Raw genomic sequence first — 21,217 nt, forward strand, 5'->3', positions numbered from 1 at the left:
GACATGACCCGAACACTTCGAATCATTCTGACCCTCTGCCTGCTCGCCTCCGCCGGAACCGGCGCCGCACAGAGCATCGTCCGCAAGTCTTTCGCCCGCGCAGCGCAACAGACTGCGCTGATGGATTCGCTCACCCCACCCAACCGCTTTCCTGCCTCGTGGGAACACGACGGAACCACCCGTCTCAACTCGGCAAAGGGCTGGATCAGCGGATTCTTTCCGGGAAACATCTGGTACCTGTATGAATATACGGGAGACGCCAAATGGCTCGAAGCGGCCCGCCGCCGCACGGCGCAGCTCGAAACGCTGCGGCATTACACCCAAACCCACGACGTAGGGTTCATGGTAGGCTGTCCGTGCAGTCTGGCCTACCGCCTGACCCGGGACGACTATTACAAACAACTGATGATCGACGCTTCCGAAGCGTTGATCTCGCGGTTCAACCCCACTGTCGGACTGATCCGCTCGTGGAACAACAAGGATGGAAAGGACAATCCCTTCCGGGTAATCATCGACAACATGATGAACCTCGAAATGCTGTTCCTCGCCTCGGAATTCACCGGCGACAGACGCTACCGCGACATCGCCGTCACCCATGCCGACAACACGCTCAAAAACCACTTCCGGGCCGATAACAGTTGCTTCCACATCCTCTGTTACGACACCCGAACAGGCAAGGTCGTCACGCAGCAGGGCGGACAGGGCTATTCGCAGACTTCGGCATGGTCGAGGGGCCAGAGCTGGGGACTCTACGGATTCACGATGTGCTACCGCTTCACGCACGACCGCCGCTATCTGGACCGCGCCGTGAAGAGCGCCGAATATTTCATCAACCATCCCAACCTCCCCGAGGATATGGTGCCCTACTGGGACTATTACGCACCGGGGATTCCCGACGAGCCGCGCGACGCTTCGGCGGCGGCCGTCACCGCCTCGGCACTGCTCGAACTGGCCAAATACGTTCCCGAGAAGGAAAAACTCTATTATAAAACGGCAAAAAAGATCCTGCACTCGCTCGCATCGGACCGCTACTTGGTTCCCGCGGGAAAGAAGAACGGATTCCTGATCGACCACAGCGTCGGTTCGAAACCCGGCAAATCGCAGGTCGACGTGCCGATCATCTACGGCGACTACTATTTTCTCGAAGCGCTGCTCCGACTGAAAAACTACAAATCCCATAAATAACCATGAAAAAAATCTTAGCGGCACTGCTCCTCATCTGCGCGGTGTGGGGTGCCGGCGCACAGGAACGCAAGTCGATGGACAACCAGACCGTCGACGGTTATCGCGGCATCTGGTTCACGATAGGACAGGCCCGTTCGGGCTACGGCGACAAGTATTCGGGCGGACTGGGCACCTACACCATGAAGCATATCCCGATGGCGGTCTACTCGCCCGAAGCGGACAAAACCTTCTTCGTCTACGGCGGAACGCCCTCCGAAGAGCGGAAATACCTGCTCTGCATGGTCGGCTGCTACGACCATAAGACGGGCATGCTGCGCCGCCCCGTCGTGGTTTACGACAAGGGCGTGGCCGGCATCGGCGACCCCCATGACGACCCGACCATCCAACTCGACAAAGAGGGCTACGTCTGGGTATTCGTCGCCGGACGCGCCAACAAGCGCCCGGGTATCCGCTACCGCAGTACGAAACCTTACGACATCTCGAAATTCGAATATGTCAACGAGAGCATCATGGCCTACCCACAGGTGCATTACCATCCCGAAAAAGGGTTCTTCCTCTTCTTCACGCGCTACGACGGCGTGCGGAGGCTCTTCTTCCAGACCAGCAAGGACGGCATCGGCTGGACCGACTACCGCCAAATCGCCTCGATCATCGACGAGGGCGAAACCAAGTCGGGACACTACCAGTTCACGAACCTCTGCGGCGACAAACTGATGTGCTGTTTCAACCGCCATATCAACGGCAACGTCGATACCCGCACCAACATCTACTACATCCAGTCGGAGGACTGGGGGCAGACATGGACGACCGTCGAGGGCAAACCGATCGACCTGCCGATCACCCGTTCGAAGAACGCCGCCCTCGTGCACAACTACCAAGCCGAACACCGCAACTGCTACATCAAGGACATCAACTACGGACCGGACGGACTGCCCGTGATCCTCTACCTGACGAGCGACAACCACCTGACGGGTCCCGAGGGCGGCGTGCGCAAGTGGCAAACCGTACACTGGGACGGCGCCAAGTGGGTTTACAGCGACATTACGACCTCGACGCACTGCTACGACAGCGGCAGCCTGTGGATCGACGACAAAGGCGTCTGGACCGTCGTCGCACCGACCGACATCGGCCCACAGTACTGGGGCACGGGCGGCGAGATGGTGATGTGGCGCAGCCACGACAAGGGCCGGACGTGGAAGCGCGTCCGCACGCTGACCCACGACAGCCCGCGCAACCACGGTTACGCCCGCCGTCCGCTCCACGCCGATCCGGATTTCTATGCTTTCTGGGCCGACGGCAATCCCGATGCGCTGAGCATCTCGTACCTCTATTTCTGCAACGCCAAGGGCGATGTTTTCCGGATGCCCTATAAGATGGACGCCGAGTGGCAGAACCCCGAGCCCGTGCCCGGCGGAAAACCCCGCGACTGACTTTCATCCTGCCCGTAAACGCATGAAAATACATGCCTTATTTACCGCCGTATTGCTTGCAGCCGCGCTCCTCGGGGGCGCCGGCTGCAACGGCAATACGTCCGAAACCGAAACTCCGCTTCCCGTTCTGGAAAACGCCGGACAGGTGACGCTCGCAGGCGGACGCAACCGGATCGTCTGCCGCTGGACCGGCATGCCGCAGGAGGTCGCATCGATCCGGCTCCGGCTCGGCGACGACGGGACCCCGCACGATATTCCGGCCGGCGACAGCAACGGCGAAAAGGAGCTGACAGGTATCGAAGAGGGCTCCCGGCCGGTCGAGATCCGCTACATCACGAACAACGGAGAAGTTTTCGCAGGTCCTGAGCCGACGGTGACCGTATACGGAGAACGCTACGAAGCGTCGTTGAAAAACCGCACCGTCACGGGGGCCTACTTCGCCGGCGCCTCGGCGACCGTGACGCTCGCCAACTATTGCCCTGAAGGAATCGTCGGGCAGGAATTCTCATACGTCTCGGCGGTCGGAGAGCCCCGGACCCGCTACTGCGAAGCGCGGCACGACGGTTCGAAGCAAACCGTCGCGTTCGACGATGCGGGCGGCGACATCTCGTACCGCTGCGTCTACCGCCCTTCGGAAATCACCGGAGACCTCTTTTACAGCCCGGCGGCAACGATCTCCAACTACGCCCGGGTGGACTCCCCGGAACAGACCCCCGTGGTGGAGGGTTACCGCGGCATCTGGTTCTCGATCGGCCAGGCCGCTTCGGAATACGGGCCCAAATACTCCGGCGGACTGGGCACCTACACGATGAAACATATCCCGATGGCCGTCTACGCCCCGGCCGTCGGACGGACCTATTTCGTCTACGGCGGCGCCCCGGACACGGGCCGGAAATACCTGCAATGCATGATCGGCTGCTACGACCACAAGACCGGACTGCTGCAAAAGCCCCGCGTCGTGCACGACAAAGGTATCGACGGGGTTTCCGATCCCCACGACGACCCGACCGTCCAGATCGACCGGAACGGCTATGTCTGGGTTTTCGTCGCCGGGCGCGCCAACAAACGCCCGGGCATCCGCTACCGGAGCGTCAATCCCTACGACATCTCGGCTTTCGAACGCATCAACGAAAGCATCATGGCCTATCCGCAGGTGCACTACCATCCCGAGCGGGGCTTCTTTCTCTTTTTCACCCGCTATGACGGCGTGCGCCAGCTCTTCTGGCAGACCAGCGAAGACGGCGTGAACTGGACGCCTTACCGGAAACTGGCCTCCGTCAAGGAGGGTTCCGAAAGCAAATCGGGACACTACCAGATCAGTAACATCTGCGGCACGAAGGTCTGCACGGCCTTCAACCGCCACATCAACGGCAACGTAGATACGCGCACGAACATCTACTACGTCCAGTCCGAAGACTGGGGCGTGACGTGGACCACGGCCGACGGCACGGCGGTCACGGTTCCCGTGACGGAGCGCTATTCGAACGCTCTGGTGCGCGATTTCCAGAGCCAAGGACGCAACTGCTACATCAAGGACCTGAATTTCGACGCCGCAGGACGCCCCGTGATCCTCTGCGTCACCAGCGACAACCACCTGACGGGCCCCGACGGCGGCGTGCGCCAATGGCACACGTTCCACTGGACGGGCCGGGAGTGGCGGGAGAGCCTGATCGCCACTTCGACGCACTGCTACGACAGCGGCAGTCTCTGGATCGAAAAGGGCGTATGGACTGTCATCGCCCCGACCGATCCGGGGCCCCAGTACTGGGGCGCAGGGGGCGAAATCGTCGTATGGCGCAGTTTCGACGAGGGCGTCAACTGGCTCCGCGCGCAGACGCTGACCGCGAACAGCACCTACAACCACACCTACATACGGCGTCCCCTCGGCGCCGCGGAGGGATTCTACGCATTCTGGGCCGACGGCAGTCCCGACGCTCGGACCGCCTCGCACCTCTATTTCTGCACCGCCTCGGGCTCCGTCTTCCGCATGCCCTACGACATGACCGACGAATGGGCGGCGCCCGAACCCGTAAACCGATAACCGTAATCAAACTTCCGAACTATGTATAAGACACGATTCCTCCTCTTTCTGTTGGCCGCAGCGCTTTCGGGCGTCCCGGCCGAAGCCGCCAACAAACGCGACACCGAGATCGCCAACCGGGCGGCGCAATGGCAAATCGACAATTTCGGCGAACACCTCTCCCGCCCCGGCAAGCGCAGCGACCAGCACTGGGCCAACGGCGCGCTCTACCGCGGCATGATCGTCTGGGCCGACGTTTCGGGTTACAAGCCCTGCGAGGAGTTCGTCCTCGAAATCGGGCGCCGCAGCGGCTGGCACATGGGACGGCGGCAATACCATGCCGACGATATCTGCGTCGGACAGGCTTACCTAATGCTCTACCAACGCTACAAGGACCCGGCGATGCTGCGCCCCGTAAAACAGCGAGCCGACTCGGTGATCGCCTTCCCGGCGGAGACCAAAATGCACATCAAGGCCAAGAATGGATCGAAGCGCTGGAGCTGGTGCGACGCCCTGTTCATGGCGCCCCCGGTCTACGCCCTGCTGGCGAACATCACGGGCGACAACAGCTACCGGAAATTTATGAACTGCGAATTTTATGCTTCGTCACGCAGCCTCTTCGATGCCGCCGAAAACCTCTATTACCGCGACGCGCGCTACTTCGACAAACGCGAGAAAAACGGTAAAAAGGTCTTCTGGGGCCGCGGCAACGGCTGGTGCTACGCCGCGCTGGCCATCCTGCTCGAAACCCTTCCCGAGAGCGACCCGATGTACGACTACTACCGGCGGATGTTCCTCCGCATGTCGGAAGCCGTCGTCGCTTGTCAGGACGCCCGCGGATCGTGGCATCCGAGCATGCTCGACCACGAAACCTACCCGATGCCCGAAAACAGCGCCTCGGGATTCTTCACCTACGGACTGGCTTGGGGCGTGAATCACGGCCTGCTGACCGCACCAGTCTATAAACGCGCCGCGCGCCGCGGCTGGAAGGCCCTCTGTTCATATGTCGGCCCGGACGGACGCCTCGGATATGTGCAGCCCATCGGCGGATCGCCCCAGCGGACGAACCGCGAAATGACCGAGGTGTACGGAGTCGGCGCCTTCCTGATGGCCGCCTCGGAAATCGTACAAATGTAGCCGCAGGCCGTGCCCGAGAACAATGTGACGCACGGACAAAAAACGAATACACTCATGAAAAACGATTCGCAGCCATCGGAATAACTTTGACTTGACAACCTAAAACACAACCATCACATGAAAACCCTGAAAATCGCATGCACAGCCCTGATTCTGCTGGCAGGGGTCTTCGCCGCGGCCTGCTCCACGGACCCGGAGACCGAAGCCGCCGACCGGGTGGAGATAGACGGGCTGGACGACGGACTGCATTTCCCGTACCACCCCGAAGAGAGCGCCAGTTTCTCGATTTCATCGAACAAAACCTGGTCGATCTCCAAAAGCGGACTCGACTGGCTGACCGTCTCGCAAATGAACGGAGGGTCGAAACTGCCGGCGACAATCTCGCTCTCGGCTGCGCCTAACGACGACCTGGAACGCAGCGGGGAGTTAACCATCTATACCGGTGCCTATGTACAGACAGTAACCGTCACGCAGGAGGCTTTCCCCATCGTACCGACACTCACGCTGGACGGTCTGACCGACAACACGCTCGAATTCGAATTCTCCGACCTCGAGCCCGTCACATTCACACTGTACAGCAACATCGCCTGGACAGCCGACAAGCAAGGCCTCGACTGGGCCGAAGTATCCCCGCTTTCGGGCGAACGCAAACAGGAGGCGACAATCACCGTAACCCCCTCAGCCAACGGAGGCGATGCGCGCCAAGGCACGCTCTCGTTCTGGGGCGAAGGCATGACTCCCGTGGTCGTAACCGTCCGCCAGACCGCTTACCGCGACGATCCGCTGCTCACGGTAACGGGCTTCGGCGAAGACAATACGCTCGCCTTCCCCGAGGCGCCGGAGGCCCCTGCCGCCCTGCAAATCCTTTGCAACCGCAACTGGACCGTCATCAAGGAGGGGCTCGACTGGCTCACCGTCGCGCCCGAATCAGGTACGGCCGGCACCGTACCGGCCGACATAACGCTGACGGCTTCGAAAAACACCGGCGATGCCCGCACCGGCACACTGACCATCCGAGCCGACGATCCCGCGCTGGAAGATGTGGTAATCACCGTTTCGCAGGAGGCCAAGAGCCTCGAACCGATCGCTTGGTGGACACTTTCCGACGAAGCGCTGAAGCAGTACAGCGGCGACAACTGGCTCACCGGCGGCAGAATGTTTGCCGACAAACCCGCCGGAACGACCGCTTACGGCCAATGGAACAAGGTCAACGACGCACCCGTCTACGACCCCGGGTACGTCATCAGCTCCGACGGCAAGGGACACTACGCCGTAAAATCGGTATGGACGGACGACAACCTGGAATTCACCATTCCCGTGAAGAATTTCGCAGCCGGACAGGCCGTCAATATCCGTTACGGTGCGAGGAGCAAGAAAACGGGCGCGCGGTATTGGATAGTGGAGTATTTCGACCAGGGAACGTGGAAACCCACCAGTACGAAAGAATACACTTTCTCCGGAAACGGATTGCACGTCACGGCTACTTACGAACTGACAAAGGCGGACAAGGTAGAGAACATCAATGAAACCGCCCGCTTTACGGAGGCCGTAGACAACGGCGTCATCCGGTTCCGCATCCGCTGCGTCACCGGCACCTGCACGATCGAAGGCAAAGTGATAGCCCAACCCAGCAGCGGTGCCGCCCCCCGCTTCTGTCAGTGGAGTACGGGCGACCACGACGCCATCGCATTCTATCTGGTAGACTGAAACAGCTGAGCGAGGACTGCCGGCCGCGTCACCCGCTGACGGCCGGCAGTCCGCCGCAGCCATTTCCCCAACCTATATAACCAACCTAATCCCAATATGGAAAACTTCTATCTCAAACCGCTCACACCATCGCTGCACGGGCTTCGCCGTCTGGCCGCCATGGTGTTGCTGCTGCTGTTCGCCGCCACGGCAGGACCGGCTGCCGCCAGAGAGCCAGCCGCCGACGCGCAGCAACCGACGATTCAGGCCAAAGGCCGCGTCGTCGACACCAACGGCCATGCGATCGCCGGCGCGGCGATCACGACAAAGGGAGGACCCGCCGGCGGTACGATCACCGACGCACAGGGCGCATTCACACTCCGTGTCCGCAAAGGCGCCGTGCTTCACGTCTCGTTCCTTGGCTACCAGACACGGGAAATCGTCGTCGTCGACGCATCGCCGCTGACAATAAAACTCGCCGAAGAAACGCATCAGGTCGAAGACGTGGTGGTGGTCGGATACGGCGTTCAGAAGAAAGAGAGCGTCCTTGGTGCCATCTCGCAGGTGAATAACGAACAGCTCGTCAATTCGGGCACCACGAACATCACCAACGCCATCGCCGGCAAACTTTCGGGCGTGACGACCATTCAGACGGGCGGACAGCCCGGCAACAACGACGCCAACATCTTCATTCGCGGCGTATCGAGTTGGAACGGGTCCACGCCGCTGGTGCTCGTTGACGGCGTGGAGCGCAGTTTCGCGGACATCGACCCCAACGAGGTCGCCTCGCTGTCGGTGCTCAAAGACGCTTCGGCGACCGCCGTGTTCGGCGCCAAAGGCGCCAACGGCGTCATCATCGTAACCACCCGCACGGGCTCCACGGGCAAGCCCAAGATGAACATCTCGCTCTCCTACGGCATGGACTTCCCGACGATGATCCCCGACCACATCGGCTCGGCGCAGACGGCCGAACTGCTCAACGTGGCGCTGAAAAACGCCCAGAGCTACGGCTCGATGATTCCCCGTTCGGAGATCGAGGAGTATGCCCATCCTTCGTCGCGCATCAATTCGATCCGCTATCCGGACAACGACTGGTTCGACATCGCCATGCGCAAGTGCGCCCAAACCATCAACGCCAACTACAACGTCTCGGGCGGTTCGCAGCGCGTCAAATACTTCCTCTCGCTGGGATATACCCACGAGGGGTCGATCTTCAAGGATTTTTCGGAGTGGAGCAACGCCAATTTCCGCTACGACCGCATCAACTACCGTTCGAACCTCGATTTCGACGTGACGCGCAGCACGAAACTGTCGGTCAAGGTGGGCGGTGTGCTGGGAATCAAAGACACGCCGACGAACAAGACCGTATCGGGCATGTTCAACATGATGTATTCGGCTTCGCCGATGATGTATCCGGCCTACTACCCCGACTGGGTGCTGGAAGAGATTCCCGACACGGACTATCCCGACGCCTCGGGAGGCCGTCTGTCGAGTCCACGCACAGCCTACTTCGGGAACATCCGTACGTCGCTCTCGACGGGCGAGTTCGAACAGACCACGGACAACAAGCTCTATACCGACATCAACTTCGAGCAGAAGCTCGACTTCATCACCAAGGGGCTCTCGGTGAAAGCCAACGTCTCGCTGAGCACCTACTACTCCCGCATCTCGCAGACGGCGACCAACTCCAATCCCACCTTCTACATCGACTGGAACCGGTACGACGCAGGCGACGGCAATCCGTGGATTTACGCCGCAGCCAGCGAACTGATCTACGAAAACACACCCTACGCCGTGACCCGCGGGGCGATGCAGGGCGACTATTACGTCACATTCTACTGGGAGGGTGCCCTGAATTACAACCGCACCTTCGGCGACCACACCGTGACGGCACTGGCGCTCTTCAACCAGCGGGAAAACGTCAAGGGCACGGCCTTCCCCTACCATTCGCAGGGCGTGGTGGGCCGTGTGACCTACGATTACAGGCACAAATACCTCTTCGAATGCAACCTCGGGTACACCGGGTCGGAACAGTTCTCGCCCGAGAACCGCTATGGTTTCTTCCCCTCGGTGGCCATAGGCTGGGTGCCCTCGCAGGAGCGTTTCTGGAAAGAGGCGATGCCTTGGTGGTCGAAACTGAAGATCCGTTATTCGGACGGGCTGGTCGGCAGCGACTCCGGTTCGCGGTGGCTCTATTTCAGCGACTACATCAAGGGCGGCGACAGCTACATCTACGAAGGCGCCGCGGCAAACATGGTCGCTCAATGGGAAGAGGCCCGCAAACGCGATCTGGGTATCGAAATGGGCTGGCTGAACAACCGGCTGACGCTCAACTTCGACCTTTTCGACGAAAAGCGCACCAACATGCTTGTCAAGCCCAACGTCACGATGCTCGTCGGCACCTCGTACAAGGAGGTCAACCGCGGCAGCATGAAGAAGCACGGCATCGACATCGAACTGGGCTGGGCCGACAGGACCTCCACGGGATTCGGATACAACCTCACGGCGATGCTCTCGCTCAACGAGAACCGCATCACCAACTACGAGGACGCCCCCTACGCCCCCGAATACCAGAAGACCGCCGGAAAACCCTACAAGGGGCAGACCGACGGCGTGAGCATCGTCGATTCGGGCTATTTCGAATCCATCGACGACATCCACAACTACCCGGCCTACACGACCGACTGGAATTTCGTCAACGTGGGCGCCTACAAATACCTCGACTATTCGGCCGACGGCCGGCTCTCCGTCGAGGACCTGCACGCCATCGCCGGCAGCCAGTATCCGCCGGTGGTCGGCTCGTTCCGGGCCGGATTCGACTACAAGGGATTCGAATTCAGCATGCTGTGGTACGCCAACCTCGGCAAGTGGGTCGAATACAACAAGAGCTGGGAGATCGAGTTCAACAAGGGCGACTACCGCATCACCCACTCGCAGCTCGACTACTGGCGGCCCGACAACCGGGATGCCAATCACGCCACGCTGGTTTACGGAGGAACGTCGGGACACCCGATGTACATGTGGGCCGGCGGCAGCGGCGATGCCGGAGCCAAAATGATGCTCGAGGGCCGCACATGGCGCAAGGCCGACTACCTCTCGCTGAGGGAGATCTACCTCGCCTACACGTTCAACGCCAAACGCCTCCGCCAGAAGGTCGGGTTCCGCAACCTGAGTATCTACCTCACGGCGAACAACCTGCTGACGTTCTCCTCGCTGATCGAAGGAGACCCTGCGAGCACCACCTTCACCTCGGGGTTCTATCCGCAGATGACCAGCATCAAACTGGGGGTTAAAATCGGATTCTAAAACTGCTATGATTATGAAAAAACTGATACTATTCCTTCTGGTTGCATGCAGCGCAGCCTCCCCCGCCTGCACGTTCCTCGACATAGACCCCGAAACGGGCCTCGATGAAAATCAGGTGTTCTCGACATGGGATAACTTCAAAGCCTATTTCAACAACGTCTACGAAGGACGCACGGGGCAGAAGAGCAGCGGCGACAACATCAATATCAAGCTGGGCTATCCGCTCTACATCGATTTCAACGACCGCCGTTTTACATGGAATGCCCTGACGGACATGTGTGACGGCGGCCGCTGGCTCCGCGCGCAGCAGATCAAGGCCGGGGCTCTGGGTGCCAACGTCTCCGAATGGACCACCACCACGTCGCGCCGTCCGATCTCCTACTCGATGTTCCGCATCATCCGCGTCGCGAACAGATGTATCGAGAATATCGACATGGTACAGAACGCCAAGCAGATCGATAAGGACGACATCATCGGGCAAGCCTATTTCGTACGGGCATTCGCACACTTTACCCTCTGTCGAATCTTCGGAGGCATGCCCTACCTCGACAAGGCGCTCGAAGCCGACGACGACTGGGACATGGCACGCCTCCCGGCCGGGGAGACCTATACGCGCTGCGCCGCAGACCTCGACCGCGCCTACGACTATTTCGTCGCCGCCGGGAAAGTGCGCCGCGACGCGGGACCCGGCTCGGAAGGCCACCTCACCAGCAGCGACATGCCCTATCCGAACGGCGTCGCCGCCAAAGCGCTGAAAGCCCGCTGCCTGCTCTACGCGGCCAGCGAACTGAACAACCTGCATGGCCAGAGCGACTGGGAGGACGCCGCCGAAGCCTGCGCCGAGGCGATCCGCATCGCCGAGGAGAACGGCTACGAGATGCTGCCCTTCTCCGAATGGAACAGCAACTTCTACGGCACGAAATACACCAACGAACACATCTGGGCTTGGAACTACGGCAGCAGTAAGATCAACACGGGCACATGGTCAGGGACTTTCGCCTATCCCGCTTCGAACTACACGAACGGCAGCGGCGACTGTCCGACGCAGAATTTCGTGGACCGCTTCGAAACGCTCGACGGCGACCCGCTTCTGACCGAGGCCGATCGGGAGGCCGCCGCGAAATTCGGCCACTACGACGAACAGGATCCCTACTCGAACCGCGACCCACGGTTCGACAAAACCATCCTCCATGACGGCAGCGTCGTCAGCGGATGCCCGACCGGAATCAACATCCACTACGATCCGGCGACCGGAACCTATCCCACCTCGTCGCTCAACAACAACAACCGCTCGTTCGGCATCGCGTGGGGTTCGAACGACTCGAAAGGGTATTCCAACACGGGCTATTACGTCAACAAGCTGTGGAACGGCCAACTGGGAACTTCGGCCGCCCACCAGCACACCGACCCGCTGATCCGCATGGCGGAACTCTACCTCAACTACGCCGAGGCGGCCAACGAAGCCTACGGCCCCAACGGCAGTGCCGGAGGGCTGTCGATGACGGCGCTGGACGCTGTGAACAAGGTGCGCAACCGGGCCGGAATGCCGGACGTGCTCGACAAGTTCACGGGCGACGCCACCCTGCTGCGCGAACGCATCCGCAACGAACGCTGCGTGGAACTGGCCTTCGAGGGACACCACTATTACTACGATATCCGCAGGTGGAAAATTGCCCCGCAGACCATGACCCAGACACTGATGGGCATATACATCGAGAAGGTCGATGTTTCGAACGAATATCCCCGCGGGCGGCGCTATGTCCGCCAGCCGATTCCGAACAACCGGCAGGCCAACTGGAAAAACGCCATGTACTACCTGCCCTTCCCCGCAGCGGAGGCCAACAAGATGAAAAACTTCGTCAACAATGAACTTTGGTAGAACCTTAGCCCGAATAAAACCATGAGAAACCGCTACATATTTCTGACAGGCACGATGCTCCTGCTGGCGGCCGCAACGGCCGCAGGCGCCCCGCAAAGCGGCGGGCAGGGTTTCGAAAGACCGGTGCTGACCGCCGAACAGATCGCCGCCGACTCCGCGATCCGGGCCCGACGGCCCCTGCGCATCTATCAGACGCTCGAACTGCCCTACGCCCGCACCCTGAACAAGGCGGCCGCAACGGGCAACTCGACGACCTATTACGAACACGACATCGACAAATACCCGACCAACGACTTCCGCAACTCGCTCACGGGCGTCGTCGCGGGACTCACCGTCCGCGAACTGTCGGGAACGCCCGGCATGTTCTACGCTTCGGAATCGGGCCGCACGGCGCTCTATGCCCGCGGCATGACGCCCGGATACGTCGTGGACGGCATGCCGGTCTACATCACCCAACTGCAACTCGACCCCGAAGAGATCGAGAGCATGACTTTCATCCGCGACATCGCCGACAAGGCGTTGCTGGGCTCGCGCGCAGCCGACGGTGTACTCTACATCACCACCCGCCGGGGACAGACCCGGGGCCGGTCGATCCGCGTCGGGTTCGAAAGCGGCGTCAGCGTCGTGGACCGCTTCCCCGAATGGGTCGACGGCGTCGAATACGCACGGCTCCAGAACCAAGCGCGCATCAACAGCGGCTATCTCCCGCCCTACTCGAACGAGGCGATCGAGAACTACGCCCGCAAAGACCCCAACGACCTGACCTATCCGAACGTCGACTACCGGACGATGATGTTCAAGGACACGAAGCCCTATTACAAGGCCCATGTTTCCATCGACGGAGGCACACAGAAGCTCCAGTACAGCGCCTACATCGGTTACGCCGGAGAGGGAGACATATACAAGGTGGGCGACAAAGCCGATTTCAACCGGGTGAACGTCCGCACATACCTCAAAGCGGCTGTCACACAGGACCTCTCGATCGACCTGGGATTCGGCGGAGGGCTCAGCTTCCGCCGCCAGCCCCGCTACGGTTACGGCAGTTCGTCGGCCACGGAGTTCGAAAACGCACTCAGCGATGTCACCACGGTTCCCGCAATCGCGTTCCCGCTGGTCGTTTCGCACGACGAGGAGACAGGTAATAAAATTTACGGCGTCAATACGACCTACAAAGACAATCCCTACGCATCGCTGACCGAAAACGGGTTCTCGACCGAACGCGGCCGTTCGGGGGTAGTCAATGCCACAATCTCCTACGACCTGCATGCGCTGATCAAGGGGCTCAAATTCCAGTCCTATGTGGGACTGAATCTTTTCAACATGAACCGTATCGGCAAGAATCCCGACTATACAGCCGTCATCTACGACCCCGCCACAGGAGAAAGCACCAAGACCACGCACGAGGGAACGCAGGTATCCGGCAAGTCGAGCATGGGCAAATGGACCCACCAAGGGCTCTTCCTGCACGAACGGCTGAGTTACGAATACCGGAACGACGACCACCGTGTCGGGGCCTCGGCTACATGGTGGCTGGAGTCGATCGACCGGACAGGCAATTCGGTCCGCGAACGGCAGGTATCGCTGATCGGCACCCTCGACTACGCTTTCCGCGGTAAATACCTCTTCCAAGCCGTCGTAAATTATGCCGGATCGCCGATGTTCGCACCCGGCAGGCGCTTCGAGGTGTTTCCATCGCTGGGCGTGGGCTGGGTCGTATCCGAAGAGGGATTCATGCAGGGCGTGAAATGGATCGACTACCTCAAAGTGCGCGGACAGGCCGGTATGATCGGCTACGGTTCGTTCGGCTCGCAGGACCTCTACGAAGACAACTACACGAAAAGCGCTGGCATCAAGTTCGGCCCCTACACCACGGGGTACCAGTGGATCGGATCGACCAACGCCAACCAATCCTACGTCAACACCATCTCGCGGCTGGGCAATCCCGACCTCACATGGGAGAAACGCAAGGAGTTCACCGTCGGCATCGACGCCGCACTGTTCGGCAACCGCCTCTCGGTCGAAGTCAACTATTACAACATCCTGCGCGACGGAATCATTACCGAAATGAGCGGCACGCTGCCAGGGCTCTACGGCATGGACAAGATCGATACCTATGAAAACTACAACCGCATCCGTTACCAAGGCTGGGAGGCGGCACTCTACTGGTCGGACAGGGCCGGCGATTTCCAGTACACGGTGGGCGGAAGCCTCACGACGAGCCGGGGAAAATACCTGCGTTACAACGAAAGCGTCGTCTACGACTACCAGAAGGTCACCGGCACGGCGACCGGCTCCTACCGAGGGTATGTCTGCATAGGCAAGTTCACCTCGAAGGAGGAGATCGAAGCCTCGCCCCGGCAGCTCTTCGATGGCGAAGTGCAGATAGGCGACCTGAAATACGCCGACCTGAACAACGACAGACTGATCGACAGCAACGACACGAAGGTCATCGGCAACACCAACCCCAAGCTCGACTACGCCGTGAGCATCAACCTGCGCTACCGGAATTTCGACTTCACAATCGTCGGAACGGGCCGCACCTCGTTCGACACGGCACTGACCAACAAATATTTTTGGAACGGATGGAGCACGGGAACCTACTCGCATTTCGTGCGCGACAACATCGGCGGCGACTATCCCCGCCTGGCATACGTCAAGGCTACGAACAACTTCCAGAGCTCTACCTTCTGGCTGCGCGACGGGGGCTTCTTCAAGATTCAGAACATCGAACTGGGCTACAACGTCCGTTTCCGCGGCCGGTCGGCCGTCAAAGGACTGCGCGTCTTCGTGCGTGGCGCCAACCTCTGCACCATCAGCGGCATCGAGGACGTAGACCCCGAAAACATCAATGCCGGCGTTACGGCCTATCCGCTCTACCGGACCTTTACCACCGGCTTCAAATTCACCTTTTAACCGACTACGGAGATGAAAAAACTGATAATCGCCCTGACCGCCGTACTGTCGTTCGCAGGCTGCTCCGATTTCCTCGACCCGCTGCCGAACGGCCACTATACGGATAAGAACCTGTTGGAATATCCCTCAATGATTCGCGGATTCGTGGAGAAGAGCTACGACCTGCTGCCCACATCCTACTCCGGCGGCGAATACGTCTACCTCGACGGCGCCACCGACGACGCGGTCATCACGGCGCAGACGCACGCCATGCGCCGTTTTGCGGTCGGTTCGGGAACACCTGCGAGCGATCCCTTCGAAACCTTCTGGATACGTAACTATCGCGGTATCATGTACGTCAACAAATTCCTCAAGGACCGTCTGGGCATCAATACCCGCTACATGATAGACAACGAGCAGAACCGCCGTCTGCAGCGTGCGTTACAGGGTGATGCCTATGCCCTGAGGGCATGGTACCAGTTCGATCTGCTGCGTAAATGGGGCGGCAGGGCCTCCGACGGGCGGCTGCTGGGATTCCCCATCGTACTCGAACCCATCGATGTCTTCGACGCCGACGCCGGCTCGTTCGAACGCGCTTCCTACGACCAGTGTGTGGAGCAAATTCTGCGCGACTGCGATTCGGCGCTGGTTTACCTGCCCGCAGCCAACCGCGACTGGCTGGCGAAAGACGTTTCGGTGGAGGGCGCCGTGCGCTGGCACCGCTTCGACGGTATCGCCGTAAAGGCGTTGAAAGCCATGACCTGCCTGCAATGGGCCTCGCCGGCGTTCAACCCGGAGAACGACCCGAAGCGCTGGAACGAAGCGGCCCGGTACGCCGCCGAAGTGATGGACTTCAAGCTCACGCAGGACGGCGCCCACGGGTTCGATCCGACGGCCTCCTTCGCATGGACCGACGCCAACAGCCCCGAAATCATCTGGTCGTCGAACTACTCGAAGAGCAGTACGCTGGAAAACCTCTTCTACCCCGACGGATTCCTCGGGACGGGCGGCGTGGGACCGACGCAGAATCTGGTCGACGCTTTCCCTGCGGCGAACGGATACCCGATCGGCCATCCGCTGGCCAATTACGACAAGGCCATGCCCTACGCCAACCGCGATCCCCGGCTCTACTGCACCGTCTTCCACAACGGCGCCGAGGTCCGCCGCACCACCAACAACGAGCTGATGTACACGTTCGATACCTCGGTCGGCGGACGCGACGAGGCGGGCGGTGTCAACAACACGATGACCAACTACTACGTCCGCAAATACATCTACCTCGGCTGGAACAAGGCTGACGACAACATCCAGACGATGCCCAAGTCGATCTTCTTCATGCGCTGGACCCAAATGTGCCTGATCTTCGCCGAAGCCGCCAACCGGGTTTCAGGACCAACGGCGGCGCTTTACGGCTATACCCCCAAACAGGCCATCGCCTTCCTGCGCAGCCGCCCCACCAACAACGGTATACCGGGCGTCGGTTCAACGGCGGACCCCTATCTCGACGAATGTGCCGCTGCAGGCCGCGACGTGTTCGAAACGCTCGTGCGTAACGAGCGCCGCATCGAACTCTGCTTCGAAGGACAGCGGTTCTACGACCTCCGTCGTTGGGCCGTAGATGCTGCCGAACTCAATGAAGCGATTTACAAACCCCGGATTGCCACCGGGCAGGCAATCTCCTACGAGGAGGTCGAAAAGCGCAACTATCCGTCGCTTTATGTGCCGATCCCTTACACGGAGGTTATTCGCATGAAGGGAGTAGTCCAAAATGAAGGCTGGTCTAATTGGGAATAAAACCGATAAAACGATACTTATGAAAAAAATACTTGCAACACTGCTGGCAGCCGCAACCTTTGCGGGATGCTACGACGAATACGTCAAAGACTACGATTACAGCGGCGTATACATCGCCTACCAATACGACCTGCGTACGTTCGTAGTCGGAGAAGGCATGAAATTTTCGGTCGGGTCGGTGCTCGCGGGCGTCATGTCCAACGAACGTGACCGCTCGGTCTACTACGCGCTCGACGACGAACTGGTGACCGGGGACCTCGCGCCCTTCAACGGGCTCGACGAACTGGGGCAGCCTTCCGACCCGTTCACCGCCTTCGACGTGATGAGCGGCGGATCGACCTCCGGAACGGTGAGCCAAAGCTATGTCACCACGGCCGTCAAGGCCAGCGGCATCAAGGAACTGACGCCGCTGCCGCGCGAATACTTCACGGTCAGCAACGACGAGAAAATGACCATCCGGCGGGGCCGACACTCCGGAACAATCACCGTCCGAGCCGATTCGGCGGCTTTCCTGTCCGACATCCAAGCGAGCAACGAGCCCTACTACGCCATTGGATTCCGCATCACCAGCGCCGATGCGGACACAATCCTGCTCTCCAAATCGTTCGAGGTCATCGCAGTACGCTATGAGAACAAACTCTTCGGCAATTATTACCACGGGGGCGAAACCCATGTGGTGGACGCCCAAGGGCAGGAACTTTCGAAAGAGGTGTATCCGACGGCCGTTCCCAGCGACGAGGGCACGCACGGCATCTACACGCTGACGACCGACGCGCCGGATGCGCTGACGACCAACTACATCGGCACGAAGGAGGGATCGGTGCGCCTGACACTCGACGGCAAGGAGATCCGCGTTTCGGGATCGGTGGACGGCACCCGGGAGGTCGAGGATCTGGGGAGCGGCTTCAACGGCGCGCGGCTGCTTCAAAACCGGAAGCTGTACCTCCACTACCGCTATCCGAACGGCGACGGAACCTTCACGGAGGTCCGGGATACGCTGACGTTCCGCAACCGCATCCGCGACGGCGTGAACGAGTGGCAGGACGAGAATCCAAAAAACTACAACTGATCCCGGCAATGTTCAATCGAAACGGCCTTCGGCGGGATGAATCCGTCCGAAGGCCGTTTCGCATCGCCCGGCGGCGTCACTTGCGGGGCCGGTTGCGGAACGGAACGTCCATTCCGACGCCCGTATCGCCCTGCCGCTTCATCCACTCTTTCAGTTCGCGTTTCATGCGGTCGATCCGGGCGCGGTACGCAGGGTCGCCGATGCGGTTGTTCATCTCCCACGGATCGTCCGCAAGGTCGTAGAATTCGAATTCCGGGCGGTGCACATAACGCCCGACCAGTCTCCGGGCAACGGAATCCCGCTGCGCAGCGTCGGTCCAGACAGGCCACCAGCCTTTCCGGTTGGCGGGATTGTCCAGATTCATGAAGGTCTTGTAAAACGAACTGCCGGGAAGCAGGTTCCAGATCAGGACATAACGTTCGTCGCGGATACTGCGAATGGGATAGGCATTGCCCGCAGTACAGTTGTTGTGCATGGCATAAGCATACCGGCGGGCCTTAGCCCGTTCGCCGAAAAGCACCTTTTTGAAACTTTTCCCGTCGAGTTCCCGCCGGCGGCGGCCTCCGGCAAGGTCGATGAAGGTCGGAAGCAGGTCTTCGTACTGCACGACGGCTTCCGAGACGCTTCCGGGCCGGATGCGCGCCGGATAACGCGCCAGCAGGGCGCTGTGCACGCCGGGATACCAACAGGTCCATTTGCCGCCCGGAAGCTGGGGGCCCTGTTCACCGAGAAACAAAACCAGCGTATTGTCCAGCTCGCCGCACTCGGTCAAAGTCTCCAGCACCGAGCCGACCTCATTGTCCAAAGCCCGGACCTCGGCCAGATAATGGGTGAAAATCTCCCGCATGCGCCGATCGCCGATGCAGTTTCCCGGCATGACGAGGCGCTCCGGGTCGAACTCGGAAGGGTCCCCCCAAGTCCATGGAGCGTGGGGATGGATGCTGCACACGAAAAGCAGGAACGGTCGGGAATCATCGCGCGTAATGAATTCCCGAATGCCGGAGGTATCGTAGGGAGCTTTCCGGCTCACGCAGTTTACCGGAAAGCCCGGCAACTCCTCGAAACGGTACACGTCGGGATTGACGGGGTGGTTCTTGCCCGCACGGGCCACCCGGTAACCCTCTTCGGCCATGTATTCGCAAACGGTCTTCGTGCCGAGAAACGTATCCTTGTGGTTGAGCCACGAACCGTGGCGTGCGGGATAGAGCCCCGTATAGAGCGACGCCCGGATCGGAACACTCATCGACATCGAAGCATAGGCATTGGTCATCCGCAGCCCTTCGCGGGCCAGGCGGTCGATGTGCGTCGTTTCGAGGTTCCGGCCGCCGTAACAGCTTATTTCGGACGACAGCAGATCGTCCGCCACGATCACTACTATATTGGGTCTTCCGCCTTGTGCGGCGGTCGCCGCCGACACGGGAAGAAGCCCTGACGTCAGGGCAGCCATCCGGATAAACCGGGTTGTACGGTCATACATGATATTCGGGGTTTAGTGATTGTAAATTTACAAACAGAACCCCGGGACAGGATGCCAGAATATCGTCAATTAATAACAAAAAATCGGCAGAGCACCCCCTTCGTGTATTTGAGAGCTATTGAAGGTCCGCCGATTGCCGGACAGCATAGCATAAATAGGAAAAAATGGCTATCTTTGTTTAGACTTGAACCTATGGATATGAACCTCCGCAGTATTTGTTTGTGTTTTGCAGCGACAATCCTCACCGCCTGCACATCCCAAATCACGAATGTTTCGGTTGAACCCTTCGGAACCCTTTCAACGGGAGAGCCCGTTACGCTGTACCGCCTGACCAACGAAACCGGCGCCTCGATGGAAGTCATCGATTACGGCTGCCGCGTGGTACGGATCTGCGTTCCCGACCGCAACGGCCGCATCGACGACGTGGTGGTCGGATACGGCGACATCACCTCGTTCGAAACGGGCAGCGAACGCTTTTTCGGCGCCCTGATCGGACGCTACGGCAATCGTATCGGCAACGCATCGTTCCCGCTCGACGGCGACACGGTGTACCTCACCCCGAACGAAACGCTGGGAGGCAGGCCCGGCCACCTGCACGGCGGAACGAAGGGATTCGACCGCGTAATGTGGCAGGGCGAACCATTGCTCGAAGCCGACCGGGCCGGCGTGCGGTTCTCGCGCCTGAGCCCCGACGGCGAGGAAGGCTATCCGGGCAACCTCGCCTGCACGGTCACCTACTGGTGGACGAAAGACGACGTCTGCCGCATCGAATACGAAGCCGCGACCGACAAACCGACGGTCGTCAACCTCTCGAACCACACCTATTTCAATCTCAAAGGGCAGAACGGCGGCTATGTGATGGACCACGAACTGCAAGTCGAAGCCGACCACTATTTCAGGAACACGGCCCAGTATGTGCCGGACGGAGCGATGCTGCCGGTGGAAGATACGCCTTTCGACATGCGCAGCCCGCATCGCATCGACTACGCCATAGACAGCCCCAACCGGCAACTGCACATCATGCGTGGTTTTTCGGTCTGCTGGGCATTACGAAACTACGACGGATCGCTGGCCAAGGCCGCAGACCTCTACTCTCCGCGCAGCGGACGCGGCGTGGAGACATGGACGACCGAACCGGGACTGCTGACCTACACGGGACGCGGACTGAACGGACAGATGATCGGCAAAAACGGCATCCCGCTCGAAAAATTCGGCGGCATGCTGCTGGAAACCCTCCACTTTGCCGACTCACCCAACCGTCCGGATTTCCCCGCCACGATACTTCGCCCCGGAGAACGTTACCATTCCGTCACAGAATTCCGTTTCTATGCAAAATAGACGT

At 60.0% G+C, this 21,217-nt stretch carries 12 protein-coding genes; 11 read left to right on the forward strand and 1 reads right to left on the reverse strand.

The genetic code is table 11. The features are described 5' to 3' along the window. The first annotated feature begins 3 nt into the window (after positions 1 to 3). The 10 genes from BN5935_RS13205 to BN5935_RS13250 all read left to right on the forward strand — a co-directional run bounded on the left by BN5935_RS13205 (position 4) and on the right by BN5935_RS13250 (position 18,398). On the forward strand, positions 4 to 1,185 hold the full coding sequence (locus tag BN5935_RS13205) for a glycoside hydrolase family 88 protein (protein ID WP_064976508.1): 1,182 nt from the start codon (positions 4 to 6) through the stop codon (positions 1,183 to 1,185). A 2-nt stretch (positions 1,186 to 1,187) separates the two neighbouring features. Further along, positions 1,188 to 2,615: a BNR-4 repeat-containing protein gene (locus tag BN5935_RS13210; protein WP_064976509.1), complete on the forward strand. Its 1,428-nt coding sequence runs from the start codon at positions 1,188 to 1,190 to the stop codon at positions 2,613 to 2,615. Positions 2,616 to 2,637: 22 nt separating this feature from the next. Beyond that, positions 2,638 to 4,656, forward strand: coding sequence for a BNR-4 repeat-containing protein (locus tag BN5935_RS13215; protein ID WP_082944150.1), 2,019 nt, complete (start codon positions 2,638 to 2,640; stop codon positions 4,654 to 4,656). A 21-nt stretch (positions 4,657 to 4,677) separates the two neighbouring features. Further along, on the forward strand, positions 4,678 to 5,772 hold the full coding sequence (locus BN5935_RS13220; protein WP_064976510.1) for a glycoside hydrolase family 88/105 protein: 1,095 nt from the start codon (positions 4,678 to 4,680) through the stop codon (positions 5,770 to 5,772). A gap of 117 nt (positions 5,773 to 5,889) precedes the next feature. Further along, positions 5,890 to 7,479: a BACON domain-containing protein gene (locus BN5935_RS13225; protein ID WP_064976511.1), complete on the forward strand. Its 1,590-nt coding sequence runs from the start codon at positions 5,890 to 5,892 to the stop codon at positions 7,477 to 7,479. 96 nt (positions 7,480 to 7,575) lie between these two features. After that, on the forward strand, positions 7,576 to 10,764 hold the full coding sequence (locus BN5935_RS13230) for a SusC/RagA family TonB-linked outer membrane protein (RefSeq protein ID WP_064976512.1): 3,189 nt from the start codon (positions 7,576 to 7,578) through the stop codon (positions 10,762 to 10,764). Positions 10,765 to 10,777: 13 nt separating this feature from the next. Then, complete coding sequence (locus BN5935_RS13235) at positions 10,778 to 12,643, forward strand: RagB/SusD family nutrient uptake outer membrane protein (protein WP_064976513.1); 1,866 nt, start codon at positions 10,778 to 10,780, stop codon at positions 12,641 to 12,643. 21 nt (positions 12,644 to 12,664) lie between these two features. Beyond that, positions 12,665 to 15,556, forward strand: coding sequence for a SusC/RagA family TonB-linked outer membrane protein (locus tag BN5935_RS13240; protein WP_064976514.1), 2,892 nt, complete (start codon positions 12,665 to 12,667; stop codon positions 15,554 to 15,556). 12 nt (positions 15,557 to 15,568) lie between these two features. Continuing rightward, positions 15,569 to 17,329, forward strand: coding sequence for a RagB/SusD family nutrient uptake outer membrane protein (locus BN5935_RS13245; RefSeq protein WP_064976515.1), 1,761 nt, complete (start codon positions 15,569 to 15,571; stop codon positions 17,327 to 17,329). Between the two features lie 19 nt (positions 17,330 to 17,348). Beyond that, a complete protein-coding gene (locus BN5935_RS13250) occupies positions 17,349 to 18,398 on the forward strand; it encodes a DUF1735 domain-containing protein (RefSeq protein WP_064976516.1) in 1,050 nt (349 codons plus the stop codon). A gap of 76 nt (positions 18,399 to 18,474) precedes the next feature. Here the strand turns inward: BN5935_RS13250 and BN5935_RS13255 are convergent, their stop codons facing one another. Further along, the gene (locus BN5935_RS13255) at positions 18,475 to 19,875 is read right to left on the reverse strand and encodes a sulfatase family protein (protein WP_082944151.1); all 1,401 of its coding nucleotides are present in this window, start codon (positions 19,873 to 19,875) and stop codon (positions 18,475 to 18,477) included. A gap of 198 nt (positions 19,876 to 20,073) precedes the next feature. On the opposite strand from BN5935_RS13255, the gene BN5935_RS13260 reads away from it, so the two are divergent. Further along, positions 20,074 to 21,213, forward strand: a complete 1,140-nt coding sequence (locus BN5935_RS13260) for an aldose epimerase family protein (protein WP_064976962.1) — start codon at positions 20,074 to 20,076, stop codon at positions 21,211 to 21,213. Positions 21,214 to 21,217 lie beyond the last annotated feature (4 nt).

Source organism: Alistipes provencensis, assembly GCF_900083545.1.
GTDB lineage: Bacteria > Bacteroidota > Bacteroidia > Bacteroidales > Rikenellaceae > Alistipes > Alistipes provencensis.